Genomic DNA, 13,747 nt, shown 5'->3' with positions numbered 1-13,747 from the left:
GTATGAAAAACTATCCTCTGGCGCTTACGCTGGCGCTTACCGTGGTGCTGTCGGCGTGCAGCGAAAAAGACGGGCACGACGTGCAGCCCCTGACCGCCGTAGCCTCGGCCGCGGCCATTGCTAACGCCGACGAGCTGGTGTACGACATGACTGGCCAGCATGAAGCCCAGCCGCACGGCGTGCCCAGCAGCTACGACTGGGCCCAGGGGCCGCGCATCGGCATGGGCAACCGGCCTTACCACAGCAACGGCACCGCGTTCCGGGCCATCATCCCGTGGGGCCAGATCTACGAAACCGTGGAGGGCAACCCGGCCAGCAACGTGCGGGTGCAAATCCGCGGCATGAAAGCCTACATCCGCCTCAAAAGCACCCACGCCTGGACGCTGCTCTACAACACGTCGGACTTTGGCGGCGCCCAGTACCGGGAAGACTTTGCCAATGACAACAACCAGCCGGCCGCCCCGCGCGACGAGAGCGGCAACGGCGGGGGGCTGTCGGTGAAAACCGGGGGCGGCTACAACTACCACTTCTGGCCCAAGAGCGGCCGGGCCGACATCAACCCCGACGACATTGAGGGCGTGTTTACCACGTTTGAGGCGCGCCTGATCCTGGACAACCCCAGCGGCCCCGACCAGCGCAGCACGGCCCGCTACATTGCCAGCGGCGGCGCCGACTACTGGCTGGATAAAACGGCGGAGTGGAACAACTTCCTCACCAATGGCGACTGCGCCATGGGCAAGTTCAAGAACGTGACGGCCAGCTGGCGCTCCTTTAGCATGCACACCATCACGCCGGCCGCCAACATCAAGAACATCCCGCCGCCCGGCGTGGGCACCACCAGCACCGGCACGGCGCCGGTGGCCGACGGCCTCTACACGCTCACGCCCGCCTGCGGCCCCGGCGTGCGCCTGGACCTGCCCGCGGGCAATACCACGCCCGGCACGCCGCTGCACACCTGGACGGCCAACGGCCTGAACCCGCAGAAATGGTGGGTGGAGCGCCAGGCCGACGGCTCCTACCGGCTCAGCTCGGCGCTGGACCGCACCCTGGTGCTGGACGTGGTGAACGGGGCCGACGCCCTGCGCACCGACGTGCACACCTGGCCCTGGAGCGGCCACCCAGCCCAGCGCTGGGACCTGGTGGCCGTGGGCAACGGCCTCTACAAGCTCAAGCCCCGCTGCGCCCCGGCCCTGTGCCTAGACGTGGAAAACGCCAACCCCAACGCGGGCGGCAACCTCTGGCTGTGGGAAGACAACGGCAACGCCGCCCAGCACTGGCGCCTGCTGCCCACCAGCCCCGAGTAGTTTACTGGATTTCCTGTTTCACCAGCTTCACCGCCCTGGGCCTAGCCGCCAGGCCCAGGGCGGTCCTGAGCAGCTCACAACCCCAACCCCTATGAAAACTCTATGCATTCAACTGGCGCTGGCCGCCGCCTGCGCGCTGGTGCCCCACCTGACCCTGGGCCAGACCACCTTCGAGGAAACCCTGGAAGACGGCGACTGGGACGGCTCGAAAGAAGTACAAACCGATTGCTCGACCTGCTTTTCGGTGGTGAGCCCCGCGTTTGGGGCGCGCAGCGGCAGCCGGGCCCTGCGCATCGAATGGAAGCGTAGCCTGGCCGGCAGCAGCCGCGGCAGCAAAAGCACCGAAGCCAAGTCGGCCACCAGTCCGCGCATCCCGTGGGAGCAGGAGTTCTGGGTGGGGTTCAGCGTGTACCTGCCCGACCAGGACCCCAACGGCATGAAGGTGGACGGCAAGAACTGCATGATCTTCCAGGTGATGGGCTACAGCGGCTGCTCGCCCTCCAACAAAACCGCGGCCCTGCGCCTGGCCGGTAGCGGCCTGGACTTCGCCTACGTGGACAAAAGCGAAACCCAGCGCACGTTCAACATCACCTCCAACCTGACGCGCAACCGCTGGCACGACATCGTGCTGCACCTGCGCACCGACCTCAACAGCAACGACAGCTTTGCCGAGGTGTGGCTGGACGGCACCAAAGCCGCTACCAAATACAACTTCCAGATGGGCCACGGCGGCAGCTGCAGCGGCGGCACCTACCTCAAGTACGGCACCTACCAGTTCAACGGCTCCGACTACGCCAACCGGGTGCTGTACTTCGACGAGGTGCGCCACCAGCCCGGCAATGTGGGCTACGACGCCGTGGCGCCGGGCGGCGGGGGCAGCGCGCCCGCCAACCAGGCGCCGGTAGCCAGCTTCACGGCCACGCCCACTTCCGGCGCGGCTCCGCTGGCCGTGAGCTTCGACGCCGCCGCGTCCAGCGACCCGGACGGCACCATCAGCGCCTACGCCTGGGACTTCGGCGACGGCAGCACCGGCACGGGCAAGACTGTGAGCCGTACCTACGCGGCGGCCGGCACGTACTCGGCCCGCCTCACCGTCACCGACAACCAGGGCGCCACCAGCTCCACGAGCAAAACCGTGACGGTGACGGCGCCGCCAACGGCTACTGCCGTGTGGCTGGAGGCCGAGAGCGGCACTATCAGCGCGCCCATGCAGGTGCTGAGCGACGCCGCGGCCTCGGGCGGGCAGTACATCACGGTGGCCGCGGGCAACACCAGCGGCAGCACCCCGCCCACCAGTGGCATTGCCCGCTACAATCTAAGCCTGGCCCAGGCCGGCACCTACAAACTCTGGGGCCGCGTCATTGCCCCCAGCACGGCCGACGACTCCTTCTGGGTGCGCGTGGACGGCGGCTCCTGGATCAAGTGGAACTACGTGGAGGTGGGCAGCGCCTGGCACTGGGACGAGGTGCAGAACTCCGACAACGGCAACCAGGTGCTGCAACTGAGCCTGGCCGCCGGTGCCCACACCCTGGAAATCGGCTACCGCGACGACGGGGCCCTGCTCGACAAGCTCTTACTTACCAGCGACTTGACTTACGTTCCTTCCGGTGCCGGCGAGACGGCCGCCCGCCTTGTTTCACCTACTACGCAGCCCCATTCCCAAGCCGAGGCAGTGCTGGTACCCAATCCGGCCGCCGACCACGTGCAAGTTCAGTTCGTGGCCCCGGCCGCCGGTCCGGTGTGGGTGCAGCTCGTGGACCGCGCCGGCACTGTACGCCTCACGCAGCGCTTCTCGGCCCGCGCCGGCCAGAACTCGCTGAACGTGCTCTTGCCCTCACTGCCCGTTGGCCTGCTGGTGGTGCGCGTGCTTACCAAGGACCAGCTGCTGACGACGCGCACCCTACAAGTGCAGCCCTGAAGCCAAGCCGCCACGGCCGGCGCTCAGCCATCGGCAGGCTGCTTGCCGCCCATGTCTACTCCTTTCCATTCCCCTTTTCCGTGCAGCTATGAACAACCCGTGCATTCTTGGTCCTAAGCGAGTGGGCAACACGTGGCCCCACCAAGCACTTCTTCGCCAGGCAACCTCTGCTGCTTGGGCTTACCGGCTTTTGACGTTGTGGCTGGTTTGGGCAGTGTTGCCGGCGCCAGCTCTTGCCCAGCAGCTCACCAACCGCTCGTTGCCGGGCAAGCAGGTGTGGGTGAGCCAGCTGCACGAAATTGCCTACTACGACTACCCGCCCAACAATGACTACTACGGCGCCCACTACCCCCTCACGCTGCAACCCAGCTACCAGCCCCGCCGGCCCACCGACAACCTGAGCCGCTACATCGAGTCGGGCATCACCGGCATTCACCACCTGGTGCACGAGTACCCCGGCGCACCGGCCGTGTGGGAAGGCATGCTGACTGATGCCGACGCCTACAACGGCGCCATCACCATTGCGCCCGAGCTGATTTGGCTGGACGGCGCCGCCAACGTCATCAAGCAGTACGCCGCCAAGGCCGCCGGCCACCCCTCGGCCGCGCGCGTCACCCACAACGGCGTCTCGAAGCTGGTGGTGTACTCCTACGGCTCGCGCTACAACGGCACGGCCGCGCAGTGGCAGGCCGTGAAAGACGAGCTGGCCGCGGCCGGCGTGCCCATCTTCTTCGTGGGCGACCTGGTGACCGAAGGCAACGTGGTGGGCAACCAAGCCAAAATCACCCCCTACTTCTCCTGCTTCGACGCGCACTGGAACTTCGACCCCAGCGCCGAAAACTTCTGGCCCGACCTGGTGAAGCTGCTGAACGACTACAACCGGCCCTTCGCCGGCGGCGCCATGATCGGCTACAACCGGGAACCCAACGGCGGCTACGACGACTCGCGGGCCACGGGCCGCTACCGCAACCACTGGGAGCTAAGCCTGGCCTCGGGCGTGCAGTGGCAAAACCTGGTGACCTGGAACGACGTGAGCGAGCTGCACGACCTCTGGCCCACCAGCAACTGGAACTGGACCCTGGCCGACCTCACGGCCTTCTACTCGGCTCAGATGCGGGGCGTGGCTTATCCCGAACGCCTCCGCACCCCGCAGCTCTACGTCACCACCCCGCAGCGCGTGAACGTGGGGCAAACGAAAAGCCTGCCGGCCGAAGCCCTGGCCCTCAATACCGGCTCGGCGGCCGTGAGCGTGCAGATTCAGCTTGTGGACGGCAACGGCGCCCCCGTGGGCGCGGCCGGGTCGGCGGCGGTGGGCGCGGGCAAGGCGGGCGCCGCCACGCTGTCGGTGAACCTGACGGCGCTGCCGGCCAAGCGCTTTTTGCGGGCCAAAGCCACCATGACCAACGCCAGCGGCGCCGTGGTGCAGCAAGTGCTGTCGGCGCCCATTCTGGTGTACGACACCTACGAGCAAACCAGCGACGTGAAGTTCAGCCGCACGCACTACAACTCCGTGCCGGCCTACCGCGCCCTGGGCAGCGTGGGCCTGAGCGTGGCCGGCGACCCGCGCGCCGCGGGCGGCACCACGGCTACGGTGGCGCCGGCGGCGGGCACCACGGTACGCTTTGCCGAGGTGCTGCACAACACGTACTCGGTGAAAAACCTGTTCAACCAGGCCCTGAGCACCGCCGTGCCGGCCGTGGACGCCTACCGCGAAGCCAAGAAAATGAACACCTCGGCCGGCGGCTTCTACGTGGCGCGCGTCATCGACGAGCAGGAACGCGTGGGCTACTCCGACCCGGTGTACTTCGCGCCCCCGCTGCGCCAGCCCGACAACCCCGCCGCCACGGCCCCCGGCCTGGATTACGCCTACTTTGAGCAAGCCGGTGCCGCCGAACCCAACCTCACGCAGCTGACCCCGCTGAAAATCGGCACGGTAGCCACCATCGACCTGACGCCCCGCAGCCGGCAAGACTTGTTCGCGTTCCGCTACACCGGCTACCTGGAAGTGCCCACCGACGGCAACTACGGCTTCTCGCTGCGCGCCGACGATGGCTGCAAGCTCTACATCGGCGACCGGCTGGTAGCTGATGCCAGCAGTGGGGGAGAGGGTTCAATTGGCCTGAAGGCCGGCAAGCACGCCGTTACCATCACCTACTATGAGGCGTACGGCGACCAGTCGGTGACGGTGAGCTACGCCGGGCCGGGCATTGCCAAGCAGGTTATTCCGGCCAGCGCCTTTTCGCGCGCAGTTTCCGGCCTAGCTAATGGGCTGTACACGCTCACGGCCCGCCACTCGGGCAAGGCCCTGGACGTGCGCAACGCCAGCGCGCTGGACACGGCCGGCGTCATTCAGTGGCCGGCCAACGGCGGGGCCAACCAGCGCTGGCGTGTGGAGGCTGCGGGCAATGGCACCTACAAGCTCACGGCCCAGCATTCGGGCAAGTGCCTGGACGTGGCCGGCAGCGGCACCAGCAACGGCACCAAAGTGCAGCAGTACACCGACAACGGCACCGGCGCCCAGCGCTGGCGCATCGAGCCCACCACCGACGGCTACTACCGCCTCATCAACCACACCAGCGGCAAAGGCCTGGACGTGTCGGGCGTGAGCCAGGCCAACGCCGCCAAGGTGCACCAGTGGGAATACCTGGGCCAACTCAACCAGCAGTGGAAGCTGGAGCCGGTAGCTGGGAGCCAGTCGGCTGCATCGGCCCCCGCGGCGCATAAGCCCGCCAGCCTCTGGGCCTTTCCCAACCCCAGCCCCGACGGGCGCGCTACGCTGCGCCTGACGGCCGAAGCCGCCCAGCCCGCTACGGTGTACGTGCGCGACGGGCAGGGCCAGCTGGTGAGCATGCTCAGCGTGCCCGTGCGGGCCGGGCAGACCGACTTCCGCCTGCCGGCTACGCTGCCGGCCGGCACCTACTTCCTGCAAACCACGCTCGACGGCGAAGCGCGGCGCTTCACGCTTCAGGTGAAATAAGCCCCGCGCCGACGGCCCGCTTTGGTGGCACCGGCGTGGGGGTTTTCACCCGCCACCGGTGGCCGGCACCTACTTCCTTTTCTCACCCTAACCCAAACTCTGTTCACCCATGAAACACTACTTCCTTCTACTGCGCCTGGTGCTGCTGCTGGCCTGGCCCGCGGCGGCCCAAACCAGCGGCAACCCCGTGCTGAGCGGCTACCACGCCGACCCGCACATTGCCTATTTTGCGGGCCGCTACTACATTTACCCCACCAGCAACGAAGGCACCGGGGGCCAGGACTTCCACGCCTACTCTTCGGTTGACCTCACCAACTGGCGCGACGACGGCAAAATCTTCGACCTGGGCCCGCAAAGCAGCTGGGCCGAATTCAACGGCTGGGCCCCGGCCGTGGTGGCCCGCAACGGCAAGTACTACTTCTACTACTCGGCCGAGGCCAAAATCGGGGTGGCCGTGGGCAGCAGCCCCACCGGGCCCTTCACCGACCTGGGCCGTCCGCTCATCGCCTCCGACCCGTACACGGCCGACGTCATCGACCCCTACGTGTTCGTGGACGACGACGGGCAGGCCTACCTGTACTACGGCGGCTCGAACGGCCGGCGCATGGTGGTGCGCAAGCTCAACGCCGACATGGTGAGCTTCACCGCCGACGCGCCCCGCGACATCACCCCGCCCAGCTACTTTGAAGGGCCCTGCCTGGTGAAGCGCAACGGCGTGTACTACATGAGCTACTCGGTGGGCAACTGGTCGGACGGCAGCTACCGGGCCGAGTACGCCACGGGCTCTTCGCCGCTGGGGCCGTGGACGTACGGGGGCTACGTGCTGTCCTCCGACGACCGGTTCCAGGGACCGGGGCACCATTCCATCCTGCACTTGCCGGGCTGCGACGAGTACTACGTGGCCTACCACCGCTACCAGAACAACGACTTTTCGACCCGCTACGTGGCCCTCGACCGGCTGTACTTCAACGCCGACGGCTCGATCCGGCCGGTGCAGATGACCTCCACCGGCGTAGCGCCGCGGGTGCCGGGCAACGGCTGCGGCACACCCAGCAACCCCGGCGCCGGACTGGCCGACGGGGTGTATACGCTGGTAAGCAAGGTGAGCGTGAGCGGCGCGCCGCTGCGCCGCCTCGACGTGCCCAGCAGCCGCGACGCCGATGAGAACAAGCTGTGGCTGTACGAGGCCAACGCCAGCAACGCCCAGCGCTGGCACTTCGCCCGCCAGAGCGACGGCTACTACAAAGTCACCAGCCAGGTGGGCAGCCAAACCCGCGTGCTCGACGCCCAGGGCTCGGGCAAAACCAATGGCACGCTGGTGCAGCTCTACCACAGCAACAACACCGCTGCCCAGCGCTGGCGGGTGGAAAGTGACGGCAACGGCTACTACCTGCTCACGCCCAAACACGTGGCCGAGGATGCTGCCATCAGCAAAAAGCTGCGCCTGGACGTGGCCGGGGCCGTCAACGCCGACAGAACGCCCATTCACCTCTGGGAAGACAATGGCAACGACGCCCAGCGCTGGCGCCTTGAGGCCGTGAGCAGCACTGCCGGCCGGGTGGCCGCGCAGGCGGCTCCGCTCGCAGCCAACCTGGCGGATGAGTCCGGCCCCCGCCTGGTGATTTACCCTAACCCCAGCCCCGATGGCCAGGCTAGGCTGCGCCTGAGCGCCCAGAAAGCCCAGACCGCCACCGTGCAGGTGCGCAACCAGCGCGGCCGGCTCGTGGGCCGGTTCGACGTGCCGGTGGGCGCCAGCTCCGCCGATGTTACCCTGCCAGCCAGCCTTGGCCCCGGCCTCTACCACGTGCAAACTACCCTCGACGGCAAGTCCCTGCACGTCAACCTCCGGGTCGAGTAGAGTACCGGCTTCTGCTACCCCTACCGGCCTGCGCTGCGCAGGTGTCACTGTCACTTTCTCACCTTACTCCTTTCCACACATGAAACACGTTTTCTGTGGGCTGCTGACGCTGCTCTTGGGCGGCGCGGCCACGGCCCAGACCACCACCAAGACCTACTCTGGCACGTCCGACATCTTCATCAACCCCGAGCGCGGCTTCTCCGTGGACCGCATTGCCTACCACGCCGGCGAGGCGCTGAACCTGAGCGACATGCAGAGCACGCGCACGGCCGGCTACAGCTGGGTGCGGCGCATCTACAACCTCCAGGATTTCCGCAGCGCCGCTATTTCGCAGGCGTATCTGGACATGGTGGCCGCCGACTTCGGCACGGCCCGGGCGGCTGGTATCAAGCTCATCGTGCGCTTCACCTACAACTGGGACACCGGCGCCGACGCTTCCAAGAGCCGCATCCTGGGCCACATCGACCAGCTCAAAAACGTGCTGCAAGCCAATGCCGACGCTATTGCCTACGTGGAGGCCGGCTTTATCGGGCGCTGGGGCGAGTGGCACGACTCCACCAACGGCCTGGACAACACCACCGACCGGGGCGACATCCTCAAGCGGCTGCTGGGGGCCGTGCCGGCCAGCCGCATGGTGGCCCTGCGCTACCCCAATCACAAAAAGCAGATTTTCAACAACTACAATGCCCTCACGCCCAGCGAAGCCTTCAACCAAACCGACCGGGCCCGCGTGGGCTGCCACAACGACTACTTCCTCAGCGACATAGCCGACGGCGGTACCTTCACCTACGGCGACGACCAGGCGGCCACGCGCGAAAACGAGCGGGCTTTCCTGAGCCAGGACAACCGCTACGTGGTGCAGGGCGGCGAGAGCGGCGAGGACCGGCCCGAGTTTAGCTCCTGCTCGAAGTCGGTGGCCGAGCTTCGGCGCATGCGCTACAGCCAGCTCAACGCCTACTGGCATAACACGCTGCTGGCCCGCTGGCAGACCGAGGGCTGCATGGACGAAGTGAAGCGCAGCCTGGGCTACCGCTTCCGCCTTACCACGGCCACGCTGGCCAACTCGGTGGCCACGGGCGCCACGTTCACGGCCAGCATCAAGGTGAAAAACGACGGCTGGGCCAGCTGCTACAACAGCCGGGGCGTGGAGGTGATTTTGCGCAATAAAAGCACCGGCGCCAAGCTGGTGGCCAGCGGCGGCGCCCTGGGCGGCTCGAAAGACCCGCGCTTCTGGTTGGGCGGCGAAGAGCACACGCTCAGCGTGAGCTACACCGTGCCGGCGGGCACGGCCACGGGCCAGTACGAGGTGCTGCTCAACCTGCCCGACCCGCAGAGCAGCCTGCGCACCCGGCCCGAGTACGCCATCCGGCTGGCCAACTCCAACGCCTGGGAAGGCAGCACCGGCTACAACAAGCTGGGCCACGAAGTAACCATTACGGCCGGAAGCACCGGAACCGCGGCCGTAGCCGACGGCACCTACACGCTGACGGCGCGCCACTCGGGCAAGCGCCTGGACGTGCAGGGCAACTCCAGCGCCGACAAAGCCCAGGTCTGGCAGTACACGGCCAACACCTCCTCGGCCCAGCGCTGGGTGGTGCGCAGCGTGGGCGACGGCTACTACACGCTCACTCACGAAGGCACCACGAAGTGCCTGGACGTGGACGGCGGCAAGCTCGACAACGGCGTGGAGGTGTGGCAGTACGAAGCCAACGGCTTGGACCCGCAGAAGTGGAAGATTGAGCCCACCAGCGACGGCTACTACAAGCTCACCAGCAAGGCCTCGGGCAAATGCCTGGACGTGTACGGCGGCCCGGCGGCCACCGCCGACTACGACAACGTGGTGCAGTGGGAATATGTGGGCGGCACCAACCAGCAGTGGAAGCTGGACCTGGTAAGCAGCAGCAGTGCCCGCCAGGCCACGGCCAGCGCAACCCTGAGCAAAGGGACCGAGCTGCTGGCCTACCCCAACCCCAGCCCCGACGGCCAGGCCACGCTGCGCCTGAGCGCCCAGAAAGCCCAGACCGCCACCGTGCAGGTGTTCACGCCCCAGGGCCGGCCAGCGGGCCGCTTTGCCGTGCCCGTAACAGCTGGGTCGACTGATTTTGCGCTGCCCGCCGGGCTGGCGCCCGGCCTCTACCGCGTCCAGACCACTCTCGACGGTAAAGTCCGGCGCCTCACGCTCAAGGTTGAATAAGACAGGCTTTTGCCGGGGCCGTGGGCGGCTTGCTCACGGCCTTATTCACCTTTTTCCGCGCGCGGCCCTGCTACAGAAGCGGGGCCCCGGCTGCCTTCCTACAACCTTCCTTTCCAACTCTTTATGACAAACTTCAACGCGTTGCTGCGCGGCCTCTTGTGGGTGCTGCTCAGCATCGGCCTGCTCCCGGCGGCGCAGGCCCAGATTATCTTACCGGTCGAGGTACTGGGGCCCCAGGGCACCACCGTGCAGGTGACGCTGCCCGTGGCCGATGCCAGCAAGGTGGCCGCGCTGTACCTGCGCGTGCACCGGCCCGGTTTCCGCGGGGCCAGCACCGACCCGGCCACGGCGCGGGCCAGTGTGCGCATCAACGGGGGCACCTGGGTGGATGTCACCAACGCCAACTGCCAGGCCTGGCCGGTAGACGCCAGCTACGGCGGCATTGGCGGCGGCTTCCAGACGGTGCGCTTCAAAATAGCGGCCAGCAAGTTTGGGGCGGCGTTTGCGGCCAGCAACACGCTCAGCATCCGCCTCAACCAAACCGACGGGCACAGCAGCGGCCTGCGCGTGCTGGAAGTAAACCTGCTTGATGCCGGCGGCGCCAAGCTGATGCCGGCCTCGGCTTTTGCGCAGGACGACCCCACCAAGTGGACCGCCCCGCGCCCCGGCGCGGCCGATATTGCCGAAGGCAAGCGGCTGTGGAAAGAAGCCGTGCTGGTGGAGTCGCCGCTGGCCAGCACCGCCCTGCGGGCCAAGTGCTCGAGCTGCCACCACGAAAACGGGGCCGACCTGAAGTACTTCCGCTACTCCAACAAGAGCATTATCGAGCGCACCAAGTTCCATGGCCTGAGCCAGGCGCAGGGCGAGCAGATTGCCTCCTACATCCGCAGCCTGACCTTGAAAAAGCGCGACGGCAGCACCTACAACGCCCCCGGCTACCCCTGGGACCCGCCCTACCAGCCCGGCCCCGGCCTGGACAGCAAGCCCGTGGAAGAATGGTCGGCGGGGGCCGGCCTGAACGCCGTGCTGGAAAAAGACAGCGACATGCTGCCTTACCTGTTTCCGAACGGCACTTCGCTGGCGGAAATGAAGAAGGTGACGTCAACCAAGGCCACGCTGAACATGCGCGAGCTGCCCAACGCCGTGCAGTTTCTCGACTGGAACGAGTGGCTCTCGCCCTTGCACCCGGTCGACATCTGGGGCGACGAGTTCTACAATTCGGCGGCCTGGAAAAGCTACCAGCGCGTGCGCCAGGAGCTGGCGCCCAACGGCCGCGCCAGCGTGTCGCCGGCGCGGGTGGCAGACCTGATGAAGTTTTTCACCGGCGACGGCATCACCCAGACCCTGCACCGTGACAACCTCGGCGACAACCTGCCGGCCGGCGTATCCTTTGAGCAGGCGCAAGTGGGCCTGCGCCGCTGGGTAATCACCAAAATCTGGGAGCTGAACCACGATTTCTACCTCGAAGACTTCGCCCCGCAAGTGCACCCCCACGGCGAGCGGGGCTGGCTGGGGCGTGAGCGGTCCGTGTTCGAGCTGGCCCCGCACTTGTCGGCCGGCAACGGGGAGCATTTTGCCTACCAGAACAAGCTGGTGGGCAAGTACTTCTCCACGGTGTGGTACCAAACCCAGCTGGTAGTCAACCCCGGCTACCGCACCAACGCCGTGCACATTCCCGTGGACTGGAAATACCACCTGTCTCACATCGAAAACCTGTCGGGCATGTCGGCCCAGACGCCCGGCGAGGGCCTGCGCTACGTGTCCAGCCTGATCAAGGACATGCAGATGTGGGACAACGAGGTGGGCGTGAGCAATGCGCAAACCGGCTGGAACCTGCGCGAAATCTGGCCGGAAACCCTGGCTTCGGATAACTTCGACAAAGTGTTTTCGAGCCTGACCCCGGCGCTTCGCCGCGACCTAGCCGAAGCCGTGTACAGCGCGTGGTACGAGAAAACCGCCTCTCACCCCATTGCCGACTTCGACCGGTTCGGCTACAGCAACGGCCAGGTACAGAACTTCAACTCCTACAGCTGGAACCCCAGCAACTACCCGTTTACGGCCCTCGACGAGCCCGATAACCTGCGCGGCACCGCCGAAATGCCGATTCGGGTGCGCAACATGATTATTTTCGGGCGGGAGCTGGGCATCAACGGCACGCTGCTTAACCAGATTGCCGACTTCGGCGAGGCCATGTGGCCGCTCTGGGACTTCGACCAGCTGAAAGGCGCCGCCGGCCCCACCTCGCCCCCGGCCACGCAAGCGCCCTACGGCAACACGGCCCGCGCGCTGCCCGGCACCATCCAAGCCGAAGACTACGACACCGGCGGCGAAGGCGTGGCCTACCACGACGACGACACCAACAACCGCGGCGGGGCCTACCGCACCAGTGAAGGCGTGGACGTGCAAACCACCACCGACACCAACGGCGGCCACAACGTAGGCTACGCCAACGACGGCGAGTGGCTGGAATACACGGTGAACGTGACCGGCGGCACCCAGGACGTGCAGCTGCGGGTGGCCTCGGTGAACACAGGCCGGCAGATTCGGGTGAAGCTGGGCAGCACCACCTTGGGCACGGTGACCGTGCCCAACACCGGGGCCTGGCAAACCTGGCAGACGGTTACGCTGGCGGGCGTGAGCGTGCCCGGTGGCACGGGCCAGGTGCTGCGCCTCGAATTTGTGGGCGGCGGCGTAAACCTGAACTGGATTCGGTTTGGGGCGGGTACTCCCCCCGCTGCTACGGGCCTGGCCAACGGATTGTACACCCTGACACCCGAGTGCGCGCCGGCCAACCGCCTGGACGTGGCCGGCGCCGCCACGGCCGGCGGCACCAAAGTGCAAACCTGGACGGCCAACAGCCACGACGCCCAGAACTGGCTGGTGGAGCGCCAGCCCGACGGCTCCTACCGTCTCAGCTCCGAGCTGGATCCTGACATGGTGCTGGATGTGGCCGGCATGGGCACCGCCAACGGCACGCAGATGCACCTGTGGGAGTGGCTCAACAACGATGCGCAGAAGTTCACGCTCACGGACATGGGCGGCGGCAGCTACCGGCTCGAGCCCAAGTGCGCCCCCGGCAAAGCCGTGGACGTGAGCGGCTCCAGCACGGCCGCCGGCGCCAAGGTGCAGCTCTGGGACGCCAACACGTCGGGCGCGCAGAAGTGGAAGTTTACCCTGCTAAGCGCCACCGCCAGCCGCACGGCGGCCAGCAGTGCGGCTTCCGCCACCCCCACGAGCGACGCAGCCAGCCTGACAGCCTTCCCCAATCCCAGCGTTGATGGGCAGGCCACCCTGCGCCTGGAGGCCCGGCAGCCCCATACCGCCACGGTGTATGTGCGCAACGACCAGGGCCAGCTCGTGAGCGTGCTGGCCGTGCCCGTGAAGGCCGGCCGCACTGACTTCCGCCTGCCCAGCGTGCTAGCCAAAGGAACCTACTTCGTGCAAACCAAGCTCGACGGCCAGCCCCGGCGGTTTGTGTTGCGGGTGGAGTAGGCGC

The 13,747-nt window shown here is 66.9% G+C and carries 6 protein-coding genes; all 6 read left to right on the top strand.

Annotated elements, in window-relative coordinates; genetic code table 11:
- The first annotated feature begins 2 nt into the window (after positions 1-2).
- The 6 genes from OIS53_RS08870 to OIS53_RS08845 all read left to right on the top strand — a co-directional run bounded on the left by OIS53_RS08870 (position 3) and on the right by OIS53_RS08845 (position 13,743).
- Positions 3-1,304 carry an RICIN domain-containing protein gene (locus OIS53_RS08870; protein WP_264682042.1) on the top strand — a complete coding sequence of 434 codons (1,302 nt, stop codon included), beginning with the start codon at positions 3-5 and terminating at the stop codon, positions 1,302-1,304.
- 91 nt (positions 1,305-1,395) lie between these two features.
- A complete protein-coding gene (locus OIS53_RS08865) occupies positions 1,396-3,222 on the top strand; it encodes a PKD domain-containing protein (protein ID WP_264682041.1) in 1,827 nt (608 codons plus the stop codon).
- A gap of 190 nt (positions 3,223-3,412) precedes the next feature.
- Entirely contained in the window at positions 3,413-6,199 is a 2,787-nt protein-coding gene (locus tag OIS53_RS08860; RefSeq protein ID WP_264682040.1) for an RICIN domain-containing protein, read from the top strand.
- Positions 6,200-6,308: 109 nt separating this feature from the next.
- A complete protein-coding gene (locus tag OIS53_RS08855) occupies positions 6,309-8,057 on the top strand; it encodes a family 43 glycosylhydrolase (RefSeq protein WP_264682039.1) in 1,749 nt (582 codons plus the stop codon).
- A gap of 79 nt (positions 8,058-8,136) precedes the next feature.
- Positions 8,137-10,251, top strand: a complete 2,115-nt coding sequence (locus OIS53_RS08850; RefSeq protein WP_264682038.1) for a DUF4832 domain-containing protein — start codon at positions 8,137-8,139, stop codon at positions 10,249-10,251.
- Positions 10,252-10,374: 123 nt separating this feature from the next.
- Positions 10,375-13,743, top strand: a complete 3,369-nt coding sequence (locus tag OIS53_RS08845; RefSeq protein WP_264682037.1) for an RICIN domain-containing protein — start codon at positions 10,375-10,377, stop codon at positions 13,741-13,743.
- Positions 13,744-13,747 lie beyond the last annotated feature (4 nt).

Source organism: Hymenobacter sp. YIM 151500-1, assembly GCF_025979885.1.
Lineage (GTDB): Bacteria > Bacteroidota > Bacteroidia > Cytophagales > Hymenobacteraceae > Hymenobacter.
This window is presented reverse-complemented; position numbering and strand designations above follow the sequence as displayed.

Coding starts and splice junctions, on each gene's coding strand:
- OIS53_RS08870 (WP_264682042.1), top strand. CDS start 3: ATGAAAAACTATCCTCTGGCGCTTACGCTGGCGCTTACCGTGGTGCTG.
- OIS53_RS08865 (WP_264682041.1), top strand. CDS start 1,396: ATGAAAACTCTATGCATTCAACTGGCGCTGGCCGCCGCCTGCGCGCTG.
- OIS53_RS08855 (WP_264682039.1), top strand. CDS start 6,309: ATGAAACACTACTTCCTTCTACTGCGCCTGGTGCTGCTGCTGGCCTGG.
- OIS53_RS08850 (WP_264682038.1), top strand. CDS start 8,137: ATGAAACACGTTTTCTGTGGGCTGCTGACGCTGCTCTTGGGCGGCGCG.
- OIS53_RS08845 (WP_264682037.1), top strand. CDS start 10,375: ATGACAAACTTCAACGCGTTGCTGCGCGGCCTCTTGTGGGTGCTGCTC.